The following is a 21,786-nucleotide window of genomic DNA, read 5'->3' as shown; positions in this document are numbered from 1 at the left end:
GTCAGATTATGAGCCAGACACTAAAGTCATGGGATTTGAATGCAGACGAAGATACCATGAAAGATTTGTATCTTTGTTTTAGTCTTGAAGATAGAGACTACGCTTTCGAAGTTCGCCACCTAACAGAGATACTAGCTTTACCTGCAATTACAACCATTCCAGGAACAGCTCCATTTTTACGAGGAGTCATCAACATCCGAGGAAAAATCATCCCGGTAATGGATGTTCGATTGCGTTTTGATTTCCCATTCAAAGCTTATCATGATAGAACTTGTGCTCTCTTGGTGGAACTAGATGGATTACCTCTGGGGTTAATTGTAGATAAAGTAAATGATGTTGTCAAAATCCCTGTAGAAAACATAGACTTAGCACCAAAAATTGGTGAGTCAAGATCATCCAGATTCATTTACGCTACTGGTCGCGTGGGTGAAAGTGTCAAAATTTTAATTAACTTACAAAGATTACTCACACAAGAAGAAACCCATTTAATTAAGGACATTCCGGGAAGTTAATCCATGGAAAGAGACGACGTTTTAGAATATCTACTGGAAGCAAGGGAAAGTCTTGAAAATATCGAAAAAGAACTCCTGCATTTCGAGAAATCAACGTTAGATGGTAGTTTAGTAGATCGCGAACTTCTTGATACTCTATTTCGACACTTCCATACTGTAAAAGGAAGTTCCGGTTTTTTTGGACTCACCGCTATTGTCAAAATGGCCCATTCTGCAGAAAATCTTTTAGATTATTTACGGAATCATCCAGAAGCACAGGATGAAGATACTCTTGAATTTTTAATCACGGCATTGGATTATTTAAATGAACTTGTAGAACACGAAGAATCTTCTCCTACTGGTGGAGATTTTTTTTCAGAAGGCCAAATTCAATTTTTAAAAAAGTTAGACAAAAAAAACGAATCCATCCGCGTTTCATTAAAAGTAGAATCCGAAGTAACTAACAGTGAATCAACTTCCACAGAGTTTGGATTGTTTCGTAACGAAAACAGAACAGAAAATCCGAAAGAAGAATTTGGATTATTTAATGTAGATTCCAAACCAAAGGTAGAAGAAGAATTTGGTTTATTTATCAGCGAATCTCTTCCTACACAAAAAGAAGAGTTTGGACTTTTCCAGACAACTTTAGGAATTCCTAACAAAGAAACCATTCAAAAACCTGAAGAAAGTTTCAAAAACGACAAAAAGGCAATCGTTAAAAAAGACATCCGCATTGATACCGACAAGTTAGATTCACTTTTAGATATCGTTGGAGAAATTGTCATCACGGAACCAATGGTAACAGACCATCCCGATATCGCCAAACTAAAGTTAGAGAATTTTCAAAAAACGGCTCTCCAATTAAAAAAACTGATTCGAAACCTTCAGGACATTACCCTTAGTCTACGGATGGTTCCTATTGCTGGTGTTTTTTCAAGGATGGAAAGACTTGTTCGTGACACTGCAAAAAAAACAGGAAAACAAGTTCAGCTCATTATCTCTGGGGAAGAAACAGAAATCGATAAATCCATCATCGAAGAAATGCATGACCCACTCGTACATATCATCCGCAACGCCATCGATCATGGACTAGAAACTCCAGAAGAACGAAAAGAAGCGGGAAAACAAACACAGGGCACCATCCAACTCACAGCCACACAATCGGGAAAAGAAGTTTGGATAGAAATTCGAGATGACGGGAAAGGTTTAAGTCGAGACAGAATTCTAAACAAAGCGATATCACTTGGACTTACTTCTCATTCAGAAGCAGAAATATTACAAGATCAAGATGTTTGGGAATTTTTATTTCATCCAGGATTTTCCACAGCAAAAGAAGTTACAGATCTATCAGGCAGAGGTGTAGGCCTCGATGTTGTAAGGAAAAATGTAACCACCCTCAAAGGTTTTGTGGATGTATTTTCTGTTTATGGGCAAGGGACTACATTCCTCATTCGAGTTCCTTTAACTTTGGCTATTATTGAAGGACTTGTAGTTCGAAAGTCCGATACTTATTTTATTTTACCTTCTGTTGATGTAAAAGAATCTATGTATGTTTCCAATGAGCCCATCAATGAATTGTATAGAAACAATCATAGTATCCAATACAGAGCCAATCAAATATCCTTAGTGGATATTGATTTGTTATTTGGTAAAGACTCAGACCTAAATGACCAAAGAACTTTAAAAGAAAAGTATATTATAGTCACTGAATCACATGAAAAACAAATGGGTATTGTATTTGATGAAATTCTAGGAAGTCAATCCATCGTAATCAAACCTATATCCCCAATATTCAAAAACATAACAGGACTTGCTGGTTGCACCATTCTTGGGAACGGTCATGCAGGATTAATTTTAGATGTAAGAAAACTAATAAGCAATCATCTAGCGTCGGTTACAATATGAAAAAACATACGGTAATTGTAGTAGATGATCAAAAATCCGTCAGAAGTATGATCAAACGTTGGATAGAATCTGACCCAAACTGGGAAGTCATCGGCGAAGCCTCCAATCCATTTGAAGCAAGAGATTTAATTGTAGAAAAACAACCAGAAGTGATGACTTTAGATGTTCACATGCCAGGGATGGATGGGATTGCTTTTTTAAAAAAATTACTACCACAGTATCCAATGCCTGTTATCATGTTTAGCTCCTCTACAACAGAAGGGGCGAGTATTACATTAGAAGCATTAGAAGCTGGAGCATTCGATTATGTTTCCAAACCAACAGGAACACCAGAAAGTTTAGTTGAAGCAAAAGAAGACTTAATTTCTAAACTCTATGAATGTTTAAACTTTAGCAAAACAAACATTCATTTAAACTCTAAAGCACTTACTCCCCAAACAAACAAAACAAAACAAAAAACAAATTTCAAACGAAGGTTTATATTCATTGGCTCTTCCACGGGAGGAACTACTGCATTAAGAAAATTACTCGATGAAGTTGACGAAACCTTTCCACCGATTTTAATCGCCCAACACATGCCCGAAAACTTTACGGCCCTATTCGCACATAGACTGAACACAGAATTAAAAATCCAAGTGAAAGAAGCGAAAGATAAAGAACTTCTAAAACCTGGGCATGTATACATTGCTCCTGGGAATTTCCATCTAGAAATTCAAAAACTAGGATCCGAATATTACACTCGGATTTCTCAAACAGATAAAAAAAACGGACATAGACCTTCTGTTGATATTTTGTTTGAATCTGCCACCGAACATGATATAGCCGGAGAAAGTATAGGTATCATTCTTACGGGAATGGGAAGCGACGGGGCAAAAGGACTGTTACAATTAAAACAACATGGTTGCCTCACAATCGGACAAAACAAAGAAACCTGCGTCGTTTATGGGATGCCAAAAGTAGCATTTGAACTCGGGGCAGTAACTTATCAAGTGGCACTCGAAGAAATTGTCGACAAAATCAAAGAGGTTGCTTCTTTATGATTCCGCATAGTTTAGTTCTCGAGTCAAAACTTACGAATGCTCTATTGGAAACATTAAAAGAAATAGGATATACATTCGAAAGAATAAACTCCATAAATGAAGTATCTAAAACATTGGAAGAGGGAAAATTCCATTTTCTAATGTTTCATATCGCTGATGTTGAAAACAAAGAATCACAAACGAAACTCTCTGAATTAGCAACAAATTTCCCACACACGCTCATCATCCTTATTACCGACGCAACCAAATGGGATGTTACGGCAACGTTACTAAAACAACATAAGGTATATGATTTTATTCAGACACCTATTGACCTCAACCATCTTCAATTTACATTAGACAGGTCTTTTCAGTATTTACTTACCAAACAAAAATCCCAATTCATCAATGAGGCAGAAAACCATTTATACAAACGAATGGTAGAAATCTTTGATTGGAAAAAATCACTTTCACATAAAGAAAACGAAAACATTGCAGCTGATATCATCCACCAAATGAATATCAATTTATTCCAAGGTAGTGGAATTGGAACATTAATGAGCGTTGTAAGTATTTTGATTTCTAAAAGCAAACTAGATGAAGAAGGAAAAAACTACTTAATTCAAAAACCTGTTATGGAATTACTTTCGGAAAATTACGAAGCCGCCAAAAGTATGTTCGACAGTATGTCCATCTCACAATCAGTCATCGATGACGAAATGATTGTAGAAACAAAAGAATCACCAACAAAACTACTCTCGATCATTCAAAAGGAAACAGAAATTCTAAGTGAAGCTTTGACCATCAAATCACAAAAAATAAATCTAAGTCAAATTCCAACATCTGTAGTTGGTAAAAAAATCAACTTCGATGAAACAAAATTATCATATGTTATCCGTGAAATTTTTCTAAATGCCATTAAATACTCAAGAGACCGTGATGTGATTTATTTAATATTCTTTCATAAGGAAAATTTTCTAGAATTAAAGGTAATCAATCCAGCTTACCAAAATAGTGACGGGACAAATGGAATTCCCGAAAAATTTGAATCCTTTGTATTCGAACCTTTTTTTAGAATTTCTTCCGTAGTAGATGATAGTTATGCAAAATTCGAACAATTCCGTTTTGGATTAGGATTACCATTAGTTAAAAAGATCGTGGACCAACACCAAGCGAACGTTCAAATTTATAATATAGAAAACAATTTTAGAAATGAAAACACAAAAGACATATGTTTAACAATTCGATTCCCATTGATAGAAGAGGAGAAATAAAATGGCAAGAATTTTAACGGTAGATGATGCACCAGCGGTATTAAAAATTTTAAACTTGGTATTAACATCAGAAGGTCACGAAGTGACATCAGCAAATAACGGAATGGATGCTCTACAAAAAATAGAAGCAGGTGGATTTGATATAGGAATTTTCGATGTAAATATGCCAGGAATGACAGGGATCGAACTGACAGAAAAAACATTAAAAACCGAAAACGGAAAATCCATGAAAATCGTAATGTTAACCACAGAATCTAGCGATGAAATGAAAAACAAAGGTAAAGCAGCCGGTGCAGTAGGATGGCTTGTAAAACCATTTGCTAACGAATCACTGCTAAAATTAATTTCACAGCTAGTATAAACATAGTTATGGCATCGATCCTAGTAGTAGACGACTCTCCGACTGTTCTTAATATTGTTAGGTTGGCTTTAAGTAGCCAAGGACATACTGTACAAGCTTGTAATACTGGAGAAAAAGCTATCGAAATCCTAAATTCCGACTCATCCATTCGACTTGGGATTTTTGATTTTAATATGCCCGGTCTCAGCGGAATCAACCTAATCAAAGAATCTAAAAAAATCATTCAAAACCCAGAATTCAAAATCATCGTTTTATCTGGAGAAAACAAACCGGATATTATCTCCAATGCATTATTTAATGGTGCAGATGCCTGGATGGTAAAACCATTTAACAATGAACAGCTGATAAAACAGGTAGCGGAGTTATTCGAAAACGATGCTACCTTTTGAAGTAAATGTAATCTTTGCAGTAACCGTCATCTCGGTAGTATTTAATACTTCGATGGCGATTATCATTTATTATCTTTCAAAACAATCAAGATCCGAAGTTCGCCTTGGTTATACGGCAATATTCCTGGCAATTTTAGTTTTCAGAAACTTTGCTTTATTTTTATTTGGTGAAGATTATGAACTAATATTTTTCTTCTTTTCTGAAAGTTGCACTATATTTGGATCATTTCTTTTAATCGCGGCCGTTTTTCCGATCGCAAGCAAACGAATCAACCCATTCAAAATTTATTTTTTTTCCATTTTCATTTATGTTTTATTTGTTTCATTTCTTTTAACAGATTTAAGTTTTTTTTGGAAAGCCCTACCTTCCTCCGTTTTCAACGCAGGAACATTAGTTTTATTTGGGCTCATTGTTTTTCAACTTAAATCTTACCCTCGTGTATTTCGTATTTTCTTTCTAACAATTTGCCTAATCATTGCGCTACAGAGAATTACATTCCCCTATCTATTCAGTATAGAGTCCTATAGACCATTAGGTTACATTATAAACACTTTATTTATGTTTTTATTTGGTGTTGGATGTATTTTATTCAACTTCAACATCCAAACTAAAAAATTAAATTTATCTTTAGAAGAGCTGGAGTTATTACAAAAAACAATAAAAGATGTGAACGTTAGACTTCTTATTATGTACAATCAACTTCCAGCGATTATCTATAATATTGAATTCTTACCTGAACCTAAAACATCCTATATAAGTCCGAAAATGGAAGAAATCACTGGATATGGTTTAAACTACTTTTATGAGAATACAAACTTTTTCAAAGATATAGTCATTCCTGAAGACCAACATAAAATTTCTGAATTGTATGCAGGTAATTCTCCTATCATACTCAGGATGATTCATGCTAATGGATCTCTGATTTGGACAGAACATTATGTTAACATATCTTTTGACATTTTAGGAATCGAAAAACGAATTGATGTTGTAGCACTTGATATTACAAAATCAAAAAAAACAGAAATCTCTTTAGTGCAGGAAAAAAACCTAAACACAACTGTTTTCGAAAATGCTGCAAATTTAATTTTGTTAACCGACGCAAAAGGACTTATCGAAAGTATCAATTCAGCTACGGAATCAATTTTAGGGCTTAGAAAAAACGATGCAATCGGAAACTACATTCAAGATGTGATTTTACTCCCCGAAGATCGTGATTACTTAAAAGCAGTTTTAGATGATATAAATGAATTTCAGAAAATTGCAGAAAGTTTAATCTTACGTTGTGTAACAACTTCCAATCGTATTCTTTATCTAGAATGGAGACTTGGGATCATTCGAGACAACCGTAATGAACCATCTAGAATTATTTGGATTGGAATTGATCAAACATCAAAAAGATCAGCTGAAATTGAATTAAAAGAATTAAACAGGTCCTTGGAAGAAAAGGTGAAAGCCAGAACTAAAGAACTACAAACAAGTAACTTTGAACTTAATTCTGCGTTATTTGCATTAAGAGAAGCACAACAAAAATTAATTCAAAATGAAAAGATGGTTTCCCTCGGCCAACTTGTTTCCGGTCTTGCGCATGAAATCAACAATCCCATTGGAATGATCAAATCATCTGTAGAAACTTTGATTTCTGAATGGGAAGAAGAAAAGATCCACGAATCCAGTGTTCGCATCGATGAACTGATTCAATTTATACTTGATAATGATCAAAGTGGACTTCGCATCTTAACAGGACTTTCCAATAGGCAAGCGCGAAAATCGATGATCGAAAGTTTCAAACTACATTCAGTTCCGCTAGAGGAAAAATTGGCAGAACTTTTTGTCGACTCAGGGATTCGTAACCTTTCAAATCCAGTAATCACAAAAATTAAAGCGGTCATTCGTAATGCAGAAGACTACCGAATTCTTCGCAGGTTATTACTTGTAAAACAATCATCAGAACATATTTTATATTCAGTAAAAAGACTTTCAAAAATCACATATACATTAAAAAACTTTGCTGGTTTACAATCCAATTTAGAACTAAGTGATTATTCATTATCAGATACAATCCATTCAGCAATTTCACTTTATAAAGAACATTTTTTAAGAGATATCAATCTGGTTCTAAACCTAGAATATAGTGGTAATGTTAGGTGTATTCAAGGAGATTTAGTACAACTCTGGAGCCAAATCATTTGGAATTCGATACAAGCAGTAGCCACAAAAGGTACATTACAAATTCGTAGTTTTAAAAAATCTGAAATTGTTTATGTAGAAATTGAAGACTCAGGTATTGGAATCCCGCAAGAAAATCATTCCAAAATATTTATGCCTTTTTTCTCAACCAAAACTACTGGTGACGGGCTTGGACTCGGATTATACCTTGTAAAAGAAATTGCCAATAGGCATAATGCAAACGTTGAGTTTGAATCTACTCAAGGTAGGACAATCTTTAAGGTTAGTTTTCCGGTAACTACTTGATGGTAATTTTTCCGGTTGAATCGGTTTTACCAATCAAATATGGTTCTTCACCGAGCGTACGTAATTCAGCCAAAACAGAGTCCTCTATTTTTGGATCAACAACCAAAATATAACCAATTCCCATATTAAAAGTTCCATACATATCATGACGATCCAATGAATGGTCTTTTTCCAATTTGGAAAAAACATAACTTTCTGGAAGAGAATTGATTTCAGCACCAATACCAGCAGGCAATACTCGAGGGATATTTTCGTAAAACCCCCCTCCTGTTATATGAACCATTCCTTTAATCGAAATCTTTTCAATTAAAGAAAGGATCGTTTTTACATATATCTTGGTTGGTTTAAAAACATGATCTTTTAAAAAATCTAATTCGGATGTGGAATAAGGTAACTTTCCATCTTTTAATAACAACCTTCTTATGAGCGAAAAACCATTGCTATGTGGTCCAGAAGAACCTAGTCCGATGATCGAATCACCAGCTTTGATCGTTCGTCCATCAATCATTTTTTGTTTTTCGACCACACCAACAACAAAACCTGCTAAATCATATTCATCATCAGGCATCACTCCTGGATGTTCTGCAGTTTCACCACCCACGAGTGCGCAGTCTGCTAATTGGCAACCTTTTACAATCCCCGAAACAATGGCTTCCATTCTAGGTAAATATAGTTTACCGCAAGCGATGTAATCTTGAAAGAATAGAGGTTTTCCTCCATTTACAAGAATATCATTCACGCACATTGCTACGAGATCAATTCCAACGGTATCATGAACATCTAATAGTCGAGCCACTTGAAGTTTGGTTCCAACTCCATCGGTTCCAGACAAAAGAATTGGTTCGTTATATGATTTCAAAAAACTAACATCATAACAGGCGGCAAATCCACCAAGTCCACCCAAAACATTTTTGTTATGAGTAGATGCCACATTAGCTTTGATTCTTTTTACAAACTCTTGTCCTTTTTCGGTATCAACACCGGCATCTTTGTATGTTACTTTATTTGAATCAGACATGAAGTTTTCCTGTAGTGGTATTAATTAGGGAAAGAGTGTGGTTGGGTGTAATTGTTTTAGCAATCCTTCCCGCAAGATGAACGTAATCAGAGTCCGAAGTATTTAAAAGAATATCCAATTGGTTTTTATTTTCGAAAAAATCAGGAAGATTCAAAATCCGTTTCATATGAAGTGTGGTTCCCAAATTTCCATCATAAACTTTTACCTTAGGGTAATTGTAAAGAATTCGTTCTTTCAAAAAAACATAATGGGTACAACCTAACACAAAAACATCACAGTCGTTGATTACAGTTTTGATTTTAGAATCAAACAAGTCCCAAGCATCTTCCCAAAGATCTTTATCAATAAGTTTGGCTAGTCCCTCACAAGGAACGGGAAGTATCTCGGTCCCAACAGGAAACCCTGATACTAAGTTTTTAAATTTATCTTCTTTTAATGTGAGGTCTGTTGCAAATACAGCAATTTTGACACCTGGGTTCTGATTCACGGCAGGTTTCAAAGCTGGTTCCATTCCAAATATAGGAACCGACTGTTTTGCACGAAGAAAGTCTGCGGCTGCTGAAGTAGCAGTATTACAGGCAAATAACACGGCTTCACAATCTTTTTCGATTAAATACTCAAACGCATTTTTTGAAAGTTCCAATACTTCCGATTTGGATTTTTGGCCATACGGTGAGTTGATTAAATCACCGAAATAGATATAATCAATGTTAGAAGTTTCTTTCCATAAGGTACGAATTACAGATAGTCCCCCGAGACCTGAATCGAAAATTCCAATTTTATATCTACCGCGAGAATTCATTTAGGATGCTAAATACTTCCTTATATTTTCTGCGAGAGTTGTATAAATCCATTCAAACTTTGTTTCGTCTTCTTCAAGTAAAGTAACTCGAAATCCATTTCGACTACAACAAAAAGAACTGAGAGGGACTACACAAATCCCAGCAGAAGCTAACAAATGTAACACGAATCTTCTATCGAGAGCAGCTTTGTCCATAAGTGGTGCCACAAAGTCACGAACCTTGGTATTTGTGATGGGAAGAGTCATATTTGGTTTTAAGGCTCCATCCTCAAATAGAACGGTTAGATAAAACGCACCTTTGGGTTGGATGACTTTCACACCTGGAATTCCAGTTAAGATTGAAGTTGCTTTCTCTGCTCTTTTTTTGAACTTCTGATTTCTAAATTTCAAATGATCCAAAAATTGAGGATGGGAATACACAACCGGAATCGAAAGTTGCGGTAAAGTTGTGGAACAAACTTCCAACATCTTAGCATCTAACAAAGATTTGATGTATCTTTCAAAAGTTGGATCGTTTTTACGATTAAACACTTCGAGCCAACCACAACGAGCACCAGGCCACGGAAATTCTTTTGAAATGGACCTAAGAGCAAATCCACAAACTTTATCACCGATGACTTCAGATAAGTGAATACTACCCCATTCCGAATAATTGACATGGGCATAAGTTTCGTCGCAGATTAAGATGATGTCATACTTCTCACAAATTTTTACAATCTCACGCATGACTTCTTTCGGATACACTGCACCCGTTGGATTATCAGGATTGATGAGTAAAATTCCAGCGATGGAATCATTATACTTTACTTTGTTTTCGATGTCTTCTAAGTCAGGCATCCAATCGTTATCTGGATTTAATTCATAAGTTAAATGTTCATATCCAGAATGTGCTGCTTCTGCAGAAGATAACGTAGAGTAGGCGGGAGAAGGTCCAAGAATCCTTGCTTCCCTTCTCATAAATCCAAAAATTTTTGCAACAGCATCACCGAGGCCATTAAAAAATAAAATATCCTCTGATGTGATTTGGGCTCCACCTCTTTCATTCACTTTGGATGCTAAAAATTTACGAGTGGTTTCATCCCCTTGTGTCGCCGTATAGGCCCAAGATTTATTTTGGGCGACAAGTCCACTGACAATGTCTTTCATCCAATCGGGAACGGATTCTCCCTTTTGGATTGGGTCTCCAATATTTTCCCAGGTAATATCGACTCCCATTACCTCAATTTGTTTGGCAAGGGCTACAATCTGGCGGATTTCATAAATGAGTGCATCAGCACCCGAGTGGACTATATTTCTTCTCATAAAATTTACTGGCCTTTTTTATAGGCGGCTTCGACCAAAGGGATCGATAATTCCATCTCTTGGGTATCCCGTAATATCTTCAACCGTAAGACGCCCCCGAGACCAACAAGTCCCACTTGTTCCCTTAAATCGTTGATATGGCGGATTTGGAGGCCATTGGCGCCCTCAATAAAGTCATAACGTCGCAGTCCGCCCTTTTCGGCAGAGGAATTGGGTTCGATATCATAGACCAAAACACCAACGGTTTCCCCAGGAATCCCAAGAGAGCGTCGATGATCCGGCAGAGGTGCTGTGGCCATAACTCCAAGAGTGGCGGGGCGAATGTTTTGCCCGACGTTTTGTTCGATTTGGCGGAGCACACGTTTGGCATAACTGATGGGAATCGCAAACCCAATCCCGGCACTGGCACCAGAAGAGGATCGAATCATTCGGTTGATACCGATGACTTCACCATAAATGTTCAACAGTGGTCCACCACTAGACCCAGGATTGATTGCTGTATCTGTTTGGATATGAGTCTGTCCCGTCTCATCTAAATCTTCTCGTGATTTGGCAGATACCACTCCGACAGTAAAAGTTTTTTCCAGTCCATACGGCGAACCAACAGCAATGGCCCAGTCCCCCACTTCAATTTCATCGGAATTACCTAAAAAAGCGGGAGTAAAACGGTCGTTACTTGGGATTTTCAAAAGGGCAATGTCGGCTCGTTCATGGCTTCCCACATACCGAGCTGGAAAAATACGACCATCTGACATGATGATCTCAATGATTTCTGCATTTTTAATGACATGGTAATTCGTAACTACGAAACCCCTTTCATCGATAATAAATCCACTACCAATGGAAGAAATCCGGTCTTCCCTACTTTCACCAAAAGCATAAGGATGAAAGATCATTTCTGTTTTTTTCGTACGTATTGAAACTACAAATTGTTGTGCTTCGCGGTAAACATTGCGAAAACTCGTTTGGATCTGGATGGCCTGGGTCTGTTTGCTTGCGGATATCGGTTTTGGGGAAGCAAATAGTTTTGTTACAGCAGATCTTATTTCTGGAAAGAAGATCGCAAACAAAAGTACAAAAACTAGGGCAAAGTTAATGTAGACGACTGGCGGAATCGAAGTTTTTCTTTCCATAGAATGCCAAAACCACTTCCACTTTTGTCGATTCCCCATCCTTGTCGAACCAAAAAGATTCCGAGAATATTTACGATTCTGCTGATTCCCATTTTTCTTTATGGGTGTTTACCGTATTTATTTCACTTAGGTAAGGAACAATCTTCCATTATCTTGGGTCGTGAAAAAATAGAAGATATTCTAAACCGGCCAGATTTAGATTCAAAAACAAAACAAAAATTACTTTTAATCCGAGAAGCAAGAAATTTTGCCATCGGGGAACTCGCATTAAATGAAAAAGGTGGCTTCGAATACTATACAAAATTAGACCGAGAAGAAATTGGATGGAACGTCAGTGCGTCTGAGGCATTCGAATTCAAATCCTATACATGGTGGTTTCCCATAGCAGGGACCGTTCCCTACAAAGGTTTCTTTGATAAAACAATGGCGCTCAGTCTCGAAAAAGAATTACAATCCGAAGGATACGACACTCGAATCCGTGCCATTGGCGGATACTCGACACTTGGTTGGTTTTCTGATCCCGTTTTGTCACCACAACTTACCTGGGCTGACCATAGACTTGTAGGCCTTGTTTTCCATGAAATGGCACATGCGACTGCTTACTTACCTGGGGACTCTATTTTGAACGAATCTTATGCGAGTTATGTGGAAGAAAAAGGTGTAGAAATCTATTATACAAAAAAAGAAGGAGAATCAAGTCTCAATCTACAAAAATTCAAAAAAGATAAAATCCGTAGAGAAGTCACACTCGATCTTTTAAAAAAATATGCAGAAGAATTAAAAACTTTATATTCTTCAGATTTGGATTTGGAATCAAAACGAATTCAAAAACAATCTATCATCAAAAATTTCAAAGAAGAAGTGATTCAAAAAAAATTAGTTCCAGAGGAAAAATCCAAGGAATTTTTAACAAGAGAATGGAATAACGAGGACTTTTTAGGTGCTTTACGTTATCATTCAGGAGAAGTTAGTTTTGAATCATTGTTTATTGAATCAGAAAAAAACTTTCTAATCTTTCACAAGGAAGTTAAAAAACTCTTTGATTTACCCGAAGAAAAACACAAAGAGTTTTTAAACAAAAAACCTTAGTCCTCAATCATTGCCGAAGTATAAAGTTTATATCCAATCCAGAAGCGGTCATCAATAGCAGAATTTCGTGCCGCTTCTTTTCCTTCCACCAAACGAACGTGTAACGGCTTTGGCAGATCATCGATCTGCAAAAACTGTTTTAAAAAGAATAAATTATGAACACCGGTTTGAATTCCAGAATGTAAAACAAATAATCCCGAGTTTTCTCGACCTAGATAGTATGCCACTCCACTAAAATCATTTGTGTATTGAGCCGATGTTCCAATTTTTTGATTAACGTACAAAGTGGCAGTATTTTCAATCTTACCAGAAACAGAAAGCAGTGGACGATCTCCAATACACAAACTGTTATTTTGGCACCAACCTATTTCCGCATAATTAACGCTATACGGTGCATATCCTTCTTTTTTACCGTTTGTTTCCCAAACAAGAAGACCAGCATTAATTTCATTCTCCAGCGAAGACTTCCATCCAGTCACCGAAACATCAGGTTTTTTAGGTGCGATAGAACTAAACTTTATCGATGGGTTTGAAAGAAAATCGGATACAGAAGATACGGCATAATGTTCAGTATCTGGTAAAACCATCGGTATCACTGAGTGAATGCCAGCACTGTAAATATAGTGACGATTGGATTTGTTTAATCTAAAACTTGTTCTATATTTGTCAGCAAGTGATTCTCTTAAAATCACTTCCTGGTTTCCTGATTCAGACGAACGGAAATATCGAACCGATTCTCTGTATATGGATTTGTTGTCTGAAAACATTTCGCGTCCAAGTGACTTGCCAGATGCAAAACTCAAAAGGTATGTTTTTTTACCAAGATCGAATAAACCGTGGAATTCCTGTTTCCCAACCATTTTCTTTTTTAGTCTTTCCGAATAAACTTCGAAGTTAGGAATATGCCTTACATACATTTCCGTATTAGAAAATCGTTCTGAAGTAAAACGAAAGATTTCCCGAGCAACAGCTAAATCAAAAAAACTTTCAGAACTATTTTTTTCTAAACTCTGCTGCAAAAGAAAATGGAATAAAAATTCATACTCTTCTTTTAGTTCAGGACTCAAATACTCAGCACGATATTTTTTATTAAAATCATTTAGGAGAGAAATAAAATCTTCTGGTTTTTTAGACTTTGCCGTTTGGAACAATTTCAAAAAAGGGCTAGAATGTGAAGAATTGGAAGATTGATTTTTAAGATACTCAAGTTTCCACTTAAAATCGCTCCATTTTTCTTGCCAATAGCGATTACCTTCGCCTAACTCCTTATTCATGGTTTGAATTTTAGTGACTAAAGATTCCGCCATTTCCAATTCACCGCGAAGTAATAACGCTTTCGCTAACTCCATTCGAAAGAATAAAGTTCTATAATTTCGACCCTCTTTTAATTCTTCTGTTACTAAAAGTTCAATCAATGAGTTTACTTCTTGATTCTTTTGAAAAGGAATGGAGCTCAAAAGCAAATGAAACAACAAAGTTTTATTAAGGTGCGACAGTTTTGTAATTACAGAATCTCCACTTGTTAAGTATTCAGGAGTCAACGACATGGGTTCGAAAAAACCCGTTTGGATTTGTTCCTTCCAAGCAGAATACAAGCGCAAACGATAAGAATCATAAATGGAATCTGCATAACCAAACTTTGTAAAATCTCGAGAAAGAATTTTTTCATCAAAATTTTTCCAATCTTTTTTGAATCCATAGTTGTAAGCAGAAGTGGATGTTAAAGCTGTTAAATATATATCCTGATCACCGAACAAAAATCCTTTATGAAAGTATAATTCTAAAAATCTATTTTTAACGACAGTTTTCTCTTTTGGCGTTTTTGCTAGTTTTGAAAGTTTGTTTGTTTCCGATTCAGCTTCATAAAACATATAATTTTGGATATACAAAGTACCCAATCGATACGCTTGCAAAAATGGATCTTCTTTAATTTCAACCTTCGATCTAAGTTCATTTTTAGAATTTAAATCACCTACTTTCCCACTACGCAGTTGAAAATAAAAACTCAATGCCCCTAAATAAGAATCTTTTTCCTCCCCTATAAAATCAGAAGAGTTATATTTACAATCTTCTTTATCTTTTGAAGATAAACAGGAAACTAAATATTCATAACGAATTTGATTCTGAAAATTTGAATTCGTATATTTTGTCCAAAGCGGTTTAAAAATAGATCTTCTTTGAACATTTGGGAATATTTCTGTTTTTAATTTTGCTAACTTCAATTCCAAAGAAGGCAATGAAGGATCATCATCGTCTAAAAGAGTTGAGGCTGTATAATAACTTTCATAAGCATCTACAAATTCTTTGGATTTTTCTTTAAGAAAACCAGACTCCATCAACTCTTCTGCTTTTTTACCAAGCCCATCTTTAGAAATCGAAAACTCTTTCCAGTTTCCGATCAAAAAACGATTTTTGTCTTTTGCAAACTTACTTAACCTCAAAGAAGAATAGTCTTCATGAATATTTACTGGATAAGAAACCATATTTTGAATTCGTTTGGAGCGTAATACTTCATATAGCTTGCTAAGAAGATTCCATTGTTTGGATGTATTAAAATTTGATTCGTTTAATCCTATAACAGAAATTTCAGAGCCATTCCCTTGGAATATTTCTCTTAACGGAAGAATATACGAGTTTTCATCACCGAAGAGGCTCGTTTGATTTTCTAACGGACGATTCGTAACCAAATAGTCAGTGTCATAAAGATAAATACCTAAATTTCCTGAGGGTAAATGACGAAGGTTGGTTTCTTTTTTATCATTTTTCAAATCTCCATAAACAGTGACCCATTTAAGTCTTCGTTCATTTCGCTCAGAAAATAATTCGTTATGAGTCCTATCAAACAAAAGAACGGGAAATATATCAGAACTTCTGTATCCATCCAAAACAGATTTCACCAAACTCCCGTTTACCTTTTTCCCAATGATTTGCAAAGAAGGTGAAGGATCTGTTATTTTTGGTAAACACAAACGAATTTCTGCTTTTTGTTCACAAGTTTCTTTTCTCAGTTTCCCTTGTGAGGAATATAAAAGATGAACCGCTTGATTTGATGGAAATAAACCCATCCAACCATTTGGGAAATGGTCAACAGCAGTTCGAGTTGGCTCTAAAAAAGTAGATCTTTCTGGAGATACAACTTTAAGTTTATTCAAAATTCCATCCAAATTTTGAATTTCATTTGTTTGTTGTTTGAGGACGTTCGTTACAGACTCACGTTTTAAAGTTTTTTCTGAAATAGATTGAGTGAGTTTACGATAACCCTTAACCCATTTTATTAAATCTTGATAGTATAAATTTAACTTAGAATCTTCAAATTCAAATTGTGCGGAAACCAAATCTCTAAACAACTCTAAACTTCTAAAATTTTCCCAATGGTTCACGAGACCTTTTAATTCAAGAGATTCTAATTGAGCTTCTGAATAAGTTTCCAAAAAGTCGACCAAACGATGTTTCGGAGAAAAAAGTCGAACTGCCAGATTGTTCTGATATGTTTGAATCGCTTCTTTTCCATAACTAGAATAGGTTGAACTCCGCTCGTGCCCACGACGGGATTTTTCCCATTTGAATCTTTGCGCATTTGCCCAAAACATTTCTTCATCCAATCGAAACTCGTAGGCAAGTTCCGAAGTTTCTTTCCATTTTTTCTCTGCCATAGGTATATCACCTAGCATCATATAAATGGAATACAAATTCAATCCCAACCGAACTCTTGTTTGTCGAGAAATTGGATCAGCAGACAATCCAACCACTCTAGGGTCTACAAGTCCTGGGTTTTCCAATAGTTCTACAGACTTTGCTAAGTTCGATTGAAAATCCTTCCCATTCTCTTCCAAAAGCAAAGAGGAATAATATAGTGTTGTTCCGTAAACAAGATCAAATTTTGGATTAGCGATTCTAAACTCATTCTCACAAGATTCATCTTTTTCAGGACAAGTAGATAAATTCTTATCTTTCCAAAGATCAAGTTTTTCTATAAATTGATTTAAAACCGTTTGTTTCGTATCTAAATTAAATTCTGCCGACTCCTGTAATGAAAAAACAGAATATGCATAGTTTTGGAATAATTTTTCAAAACCTTTATTCAAGGGATTTTCGAATAGGAGTTCAGCTAATTCATTATAATGTCGAACTGCTTCCAACTGCAATTGACTTCTTTGGTAAATCTGAGCTTCTACTTGCCTAGACTTTGCTAAAATATTTTTTCCAATAATCGTATCATCCAAATCCTTGGATGTAATTAGATCATTTCTAATTTTAATTTCTGATAACGCTGCGGAGTATTCTTCTTGTTCAATGTGATTTTCAATCCGTATACCTAGTGTTAGTAGGTATTTAAAATCGTTCGGGAACTCACCGGGGAATCGACCATCCCCTTTTACTCGAAAACTATCTCCAAAAAATATATCCTTCCAACTCCATTTTTTGAATCTTTGCAGAATCGATTCTTTGTTTGAGTCATATTCCATTTCGGCAATATTTAACATTTGATAGGAATCACGAAAACGACCACTTTTTTGAAAAGCTATGGCAAGATAATTTGCTAAGTTTACTGGACTGATGTACTTTACGTCTTTATTATAAGCAATTGCTGTTTGAAAGGAAACAATTGCTTCTTCAAAATTTCCAAATTCCAAATCGGAAAGACCTTTCAGAGAAAATAACAAGGCTAATTTGGATCGAATTCCATTTAATTGACCCAACGTCACCGAATTCGGCTCAGAGGCATGAGCATTCACGGACTGGTAGTATTCATTTTTAAAATATATATCGATTGATTTGGCAAATTGTTCTGAAGCCTTTTTGTATTGGCCTTGGTAAATTAAAGACTTACCATAATTAAAACGATAAATTGCTTCTTGTTTATAACCTTCAAATTGTTTTTTTACAGATAAATATAAAGAAACATCTTCCACCTTACGGTAACTTTCATTGGCTTTCGGAAAGTTACTGAGGAGAAAATAATTGTTACCTAAGTTTAGATTTAAGTCAGATACTACTTTCTGATCCCCGTAATCATCACCTAAAAACACTAAAATTTGATTATAAAGTTCTATGTTTGCTTCTAAATTTTTATCAGGAAAATATTTTTTATAAAGTGTTTCATATACTTCAGAGTCAATCTCTCCCGACTTGGGATTTTTTTGCATCTTGATCAAATCAACATATTGATACAACCAACCAAGTAACTGGTAAGCATCATAATGTGTAGGGTCTGCATAGATGATCCATCGAAGTTCCAACTCAGCCCGTTTGAAATTTTCCAAAATTTCGGCCTTTCTGACATCTGTCATCGTTCCAGTAGCATAATAATAAGATTCGAATGTTACGTATTTGTTGATTAAGTAATATGAATATCCATAAAGTGTTGCAAGATCCAAATATGGTCTCGCACGGGGAACCGCTTGTTTATAATACAACTCCGTCCAACTAAGTGCTTTTTCCGACAACACTTCGATTTTTTCAAAGTCTTTTATATCAACAACACCACGCAGAAGTTCATTATCTGTAACGAGAGAAGTGAGTCCTGATAAATTCCCAACAACATTCAATTTATCTTTGCTTAAAATATTGAGTTGGCTTAATAATGCTCTTTCTTCCTCTTCCCGAATTTTTTTTCCATAAAGAAAGATTGTATCAACCATCTTGCGTTGGTAATAAATTGCGTATTCTTTATATAGAGAATCCAAATATAAATTTCGAGTTTTTACCAAAAACATGTTTTGATTATTGAAAAAGTAATGAAAAGAGGACTGGAGCAAATCACCGATCCTCTCAAACTCGACTGCTTTGTTTTCAAAGTAAAAAAATGCACTTTGGATATCTTCCGCACCTAAATCGACCCCTAAAATAGGATCATAAAATTCTAAATAAATTTTTAAGTTACGAAGTGCATCAGAAGTATTTCCTGCAGCCTTTTGGTTATAATACTTCAATAAATTAGCACGTAACAAGATTGGACTTTTATACGCAGCAATAAAAGTTGGAGTTTCAAAAATGGAAACTTTTCCTGGAGGTTCTAAATCTATTTGGATAGGGATCGGAATGATCGAATCCAAAACTTCATTTGATTCGCTAAACTTACGAACATCTGACAACGCTTTCGCTTTTAGATATTTCAAAGTGTTCACATACTGAGAGATTTTATTTACTTCCACATCAGCTAACAAGGCATTCACATGCAAAATCAAAGACTCACTATTTCGATTTTCTGATACTTTCTGAATTACATCTTCCAAAAGGTATCTAAGGTCTCTTTTGTGATTGTTAGAAAAAGGGATGGAGGGATTGGATAAATAACGAGTTTTTTCGTTCTCCCATCCTTGGATCATTTCTTGATACAATACAGACAAAACTAACGAATTTGGTTTGTATTCGTATCCACCTAACCTTCGCTTGATTTCATCTATTTGGTGATAATTTGGAAATTTTTCGTAAATAAACTTCAAAGAGTCAAAAGCTACATTGTTTTTTTTCTCAACTTCCAATTCATCGGCGTATAAATGGTACAACATTGCTTCTGCATCCTTTGTCCACTTCGCAGAAGGATGTGAGTGTACCTCTGACACAAAGTCAAATTTTTTACCATTTTGTTTGGACTCCTCCCATCGAATCAATGTTAGGGCAAATTGGTTTTTTTCCAAACTGGCCTTTTGGCGATAAGACTCCAAAAATAATCTTGCTTCTTCTCGTTTTCCAACACGTATCAGGGATAGATACTTTAAGACGGCAACCCTTGCCAAATAAACTGGAGACAATGGGTCATCTGAATAAAATAACTCCACCGAATCCAAAGCTAAAAAATAAGATTCTAAACTTTGCCCACCGGAAAAAGTTTTAGCATATTGATACTGTTCACGAATATTTGTTTGTTTGGGTATGGCGCCATTTTCAGGAATAAAATAGATATTGATTGCGTTGAAATAAGAAGCCGAAAAAAGAATCGAACCTCCATTAAAATTTGAATACCGAACATCAAAGTTAGAAGTTTCGCCTGATGATAAAATTCTTTCTTCACCAGTTGTTAAGTTCATCATTACAAGAATACTATTATCTCTTTCATCCAACTTACCATTTTTGTTGGTATCTTTTCGAATCGATGCGTAGTATAAATTTTTTGATTTGGAATCTACAGTGGGAGAAAAATCTAAAAACTCATTTTTTGTGATTCTCTGGATTTCAGATGTTTTTAAATCGATACGATAAACTTCCCCTTTCGTTTCTTCAAAATAAGAAATAAAATAAATAAAGTTCCCATCAGAGGATACGTAGGGCGAAGAAGCACCTTTAGAAGTGATGGCGGAGATTTGGCTTGGATTCTCCAATTTCATGGCGCAGAGATTTGGTAATCCTGGAGAAAAACGATCCGATATAAAATATATAGTACTGCCATCGGGAGACCATGTTGGATCCGTATCTATGATCCCCTTTGCGTATTCTCCTTTTTTGTCTGGTTTGTTTGTTAAATTAATAAAACGATCATCAATGAAACGATTGCCTTTTAATAATTCATGTGTCCACTCTTCTGTATCCATAGAGAGAAGGATTAAATCGCCCTCTGAATCAAATTCTTCAGAAACAAAAACCAAATTCTTTCCGTTAGGTGAAATGGCGGGTTTGGTTTCAGAAAATGAGTGATTGGTTACAGGAACAACAACAGAACTTTGTAAGTCACGAAACCAAATATCAAAATTTCCTTTTTGATCCGTGGCATAAAATAAATATCTACCATCTTTAGTTGTCGAATTGTATAAACTATTTCCACGTTGGACTGTTAATGGAAAAGGTTTCGATTGTGTTGGAGAAAAATAGTTTTTGGAAATCGCCGAATAGTCAAAATCGACATTCGTCATCTTAACACTTTTTTGGAACAAAACACAATTAAGAAAGATAAGAGGGAATAAAAAAACTAAAACCGATGGAAACCTTTTCACTGGTTTCATTGAAATTTCTCCCATCTTCCAGAAGTTGTTTCATAAAATTCTCCGACAGAAACAGATTTAAAATACTCATCAATTAACGATTGTTTGTATTTTATTAATTCTTCTTCTTTTTTGCCTTTTTTCTTTTGATTGGAAACTTCCTTTTCCCAAATTATTTTTCTAGATTCGTTTAAAAAAACAGTTACATCTTCTACACGTTTCCGTTTAGCGGGGAGCTCATACTGAGTGTATGTTGGTAAACCAGAGGCAAGTGGATTCAACTTTACAAATCCGGCAGGTGTTTCTCCTACGATACCATGTTGTTTGTATTTTTTTAATTCTGGCATCAAATAGTTTAAACGCACTCGATGAGCTTTGATTTCAGAATCTGAATCTTCTGAACTCAACCTTTCTCGATTGGACTTTCCGTTGGAAGAGGATTGAATGGATGCAATCATCCATCCCTCTTTCTCTAATTCACGATCTTCTCCCACCATCTGTTTTTCAGCGGCAGTTTGTGCATTGGTGATGGTGATTGGAGGAACCTTTAAGTTCAGAAAGGATTTACATCCTAATAAAAAAAATACGAGTATCAAACGTTTCATAAATAC

General features: G+C 35.4%; 14 protein-coding genes. 8 read left to right on the top strand and 6 right to left on the bottom strand.

Annotated elements, in window-relative coordinates:
- Positions 1 to 8 precede the first annotated feature (8 nt).
- The 7 genes from EHQ70_RS12715 to EHQ70_RS12685 are packed head-to-tail and all read left to right on the top strand — an operon-like array spanning position 9 to position 7,912.
- On the top strand, positions 9 to 512 hold the full coding sequence (locus EHQ70_RS12715) for a chemotaxis protein CheW (RefSeq protein ID WP_135586953.1): 504 nt from the start codon (positions 9 to 11) through the stop codon (positions 510 to 512).
- A gap of 3 nt (positions 513 to 515) precedes the next feature.
- Entirely contained in the window at positions 516 to 2,396 is a 1,881-nt protein-coding gene (locus EHQ70_RS12710) for a chemotaxis protein CheA (RefSeq protein ID WP_135586950.1), read from the top strand.
- Positions 2,393 to 3,436 carry a protein-glutamate methylesterase/protein-glutamine glutaminase gene (locus EHQ70_RS12705; RefSeq protein WP_135586948.1) on the top strand — a complete coding sequence of 348 codons (1,044 nt, stop codon included), beginning with the start codon at positions 2,393 to 2,395 and terminating at the stop codon, positions 3,434 to 3,436. Before EHQ70_RS12710 ends, EHQ70_RS12705 begins: the two co-directional genes overlap by 4 nt.
- Positions 3,433 to 4,689 (top strand): hybrid sensor histidine kinase/response regulator, encoded by a 1,257-nt coding sequence (locus EHQ70_RS12700; protein WP_135586946.1) that lies wholly within the window; start codon positions 3,433 to 3,435, stop codon positions 4,687 to 4,689. The genes EHQ70_RS12705 and EHQ70_RS12700 overlap by 4 nt, the downstream gene beginning before the upstream one ends.
- Position 4,690: 1 nt before the next feature.
- Positions 4,691 to 5,050: a response regulator gene (locus EHQ70_RS12695; RefSeq protein WP_135586944.1), complete on the top strand. Its 360-nt coding sequence runs from the start codon at positions 4,691 to 4,693 to the stop codon at positions 5,048 to 5,050.
- A gap of 8 nt (positions 5,051 to 5,058) precedes the next feature.
- Positions 5,059 to 5,439, top strand: coding sequence for a response regulator (locus EHQ70_RS12690; RefSeq protein ID WP_135586941.1), 381 nt, complete (start codon positions 5,059 to 5,061; stop codon positions 5,437 to 5,439).
- Positions 5,426 to 7,912 carry a PAS domain-containing sensor histidine kinase gene (locus EHQ70_RS12685; protein WP_135586940.1) on the top strand — a complete coding sequence of 829 codons (2,487 nt, stop codon included), beginning with the start codon at positions 5,426 to 5,428 and terminating at the stop codon, positions 7,910 to 7,912. The genes EHQ70_RS12690 and EHQ70_RS12685 overlap by 14 nt, the downstream gene beginning before the upstream one ends.
- On the opposite strand, the gene purM is transcribed toward EHQ70_RS12685, so the two are convergent.
- From purM to EHQ70_RS12665, 4 genes are read right to left on the bottom strand one after another with little or no spacing between them, the layout of a single operon-like run.
- Positions 7,905 to 8,930, bottom strand: a complete 1,026-nt coding sequence (gene purM, locus EHQ70_RS12680) for a phosphoribosylformylglycinamidine cyclo-ligase (RefSeq protein WP_135586938.1) — start codon at positions 8,928 to 8,930, stop codon at positions 7,905 to 7,907. The two genes, EHQ70_RS12685 and purM, sit on opposite strands and share 8 nt — an antisense overlap.
- Positions 8,923 to 9,732 carry a glutamate racemase gene (murI, locus tag EHQ70_RS12675; RefSeq protein WP_135586936.1) on the bottom strand — a complete coding sequence of 270 codons (810 nt, stop codon included), beginning with the start codon at positions 9,730 to 9,732 and terminating at the stop codon, positions 8,923 to 8,925. Before murI ends, purM begins: the two co-directional genes overlap by 8 nt.
- A complete protein-coding gene (locus tag EHQ70_RS12670; protein ID WP_135586934.1) occupies positions 9,733 to 11,034 on the bottom strand; it encodes a pyridoxal phosphate-dependent aminotransferase in 1,302 nt (433 codons plus the stop codon).
- A 5-nt stretch (positions 11,035 to 11,039) separates the two neighbouring features.
- Positions 11,040 to 12,167, bottom strand: a complete 1,128-nt coding sequence (locus EHQ70_RS12665) for a S1C family serine protease (RefSeq protein ID WP_135586932.1) — start codon at positions 12,165 to 12,167, stop codon at positions 11,040 to 11,042.
- Between the two features lie 3 nt (positions 12,168 to 12,170).
- Here EHQ70_RS12665 and EHQ70_RS12660 point away from each other — a divergent pair, with 3 nt between their 5' ends.
- Entirely contained in the window at positions 12,171 to 13,256 is a 1,086-nt protein-coding gene (locus EHQ70_RS12660) for an aminopeptidase (RefSeq protein WP_135586930.1), read from the top strand.
- Here the strand turns inward: EHQ70_RS12660 and EHQ70_RS12655 are convergent.
- Together EHQ70_RS12655 and EHQ70_RS12650 are read right to left on the bottom strand one after the other, a co-directional pair.
- The gene (locus EHQ70_RS12655) at positions 13,253 to 21,196 is read right to left on the bottom strand and encodes a biopolymer transporter TolR (protein WP_425270034.1); all 7,944 of its coding nucleotides are present in this window, start codon (positions 21,194 to 21,196) and stop codon (positions 13,253 to 13,255) included. The two genes, EHQ70_RS12660 and EHQ70_RS12655, sit on opposite strands and share 4 nt — an antisense overlap.
- Positions 21,193 to 21,780 carry a DUF1318 domain-containing protein gene (locus EHQ70_RS12650; RefSeq protein ID WP_135586928.1) on the bottom strand — a complete coding sequence of 196 codons (588 nt, stop codon included), beginning with the start codon at positions 21,778 to 21,780 and terminating at the stop codon, positions 21,193 to 21,195. Before EHQ70_RS12650 ends, EHQ70_RS12655 begins: the two co-directional genes overlap by 4 nt.
- Positions 21,781 to 21,786: the final 6 nt, after the last annotated feature.

It is taken from the genome of Leptospira congkakensis, assembly GCF_004770265.1.
In the GTDB taxonomy this organism is placed as follows: domain Bacteria; phylum Spirochaetota; class Leptospiria; order Leptospirales; family Leptospiraceae; genus Leptospira_A; species Leptospira_A congkakensis.
The sequence above is the reverse complement of the archived record's forward strand: the minus strand, read 5'-3'. Positions and strand labels throughout refer to the sequence as shown.

What these genes read in the sequence shown, in the direction of transcription:
- EHQ70_RS12715 (WP_135586953.1), top strand. Translation starts at nt 9, where the DNA reads ATGAGCCAGACACTAAAGTCATGGGATTTGAATGCAGACGAAGATACC.
- EHQ70_RS12710 (WP_135586950.1), top strand. Translation starts at nt 516, where the DNA reads ATGGAAAGAGACGACGTTTTAGAATATCTACTGGAAGCAAGGGAAAGT.
- EHQ70_RS12705 (WP_135586948.1), top strand. Translation starts at nt 2,393, where the DNA reads ATGAAAAAACATACGGTAATTGTAGTAGATGATCAAAAATCCGTCAGA.
- EHQ70_RS12700 (WP_135586946.1), top strand. Translation starts at nt 3,433, where the DNA reads ATGATTCCGCATAGTTTAGTTCTCGAGTCAAAACTTACGAATGCTCTA.
- EHQ70_RS12695 (WP_135586944.1), top strand. Translation starts at nt 4,691, where the DNA reads ATGGCAAGAATTTTAACGGTAGATGATGCACCAGCGGTATTAAAAATT.
- EHQ70_RS12690 (WP_135586941.1), top strand. Translation starts at nt 5,059, where the DNA reads ATGGCATCGATCCTAGTAGTAGACGACTCTCCGACTGTTCTTAATATT.
- EHQ70_RS12685 (WP_135586940.1), top strand. Translation starts at nt 5,426, where the DNA reads ATGCTACCTTTTGAAGTAAATGTAATCTTTGCAGTAACCGTCATCTCG.
- purM (WP_135586938.1), bottom strand. Translation starts at nt 8,930, where the DNA reads ATGTCTGATTCAAATAAAGTAACATACAAAGATGCCGGTGTTGATACC.
- murI (WP_135586936.1), bottom strand. Translation starts at nt 9,732, where the DNA reads ATGAATTCTCGCGGTAGATATAAAATTGGAATTTTCGATTCAGGTCTC.
- EHQ70_RS12670 (WP_135586934.1), bottom strand. Translation starts at nt 11,034, where the DNA reads ATGAGAAGAAATATAGTCCACTCGGGTGCTGATGCACTCATTTATGAA.
- EHQ70_RS12665 (WP_135586932.1), bottom strand. Translation starts at nt 12,167, where the DNA reads ATGGAAAGAAAAACTTCGATTCCGCCAGTCGTCTACATTAACTTTGCC.
- EHQ70_RS12660 (WP_135586930.1), top strand. Translation starts at nt 12,171, where the DNA reads ATGCCAAAACCACTTCCACTTTTGTCGATTCCCCATCCTTGTCGAACC.
- EHQ70_RS12655 (WP_425270034.1), bottom strand. Translation starts at nt 21,196, where the DNA reads ATGAAACCAGTGAAAAGGTTTCCATCGGTTTTAGTTTTTTTATTCCCT.
- EHQ70_RS12650 (WP_135586928.1), bottom strand. Translation starts at nt 21,780, where the DNA reads ATGAAACGTTTGATACTCGTATTTTTTTTATTAGGATGTAAATCCTTT.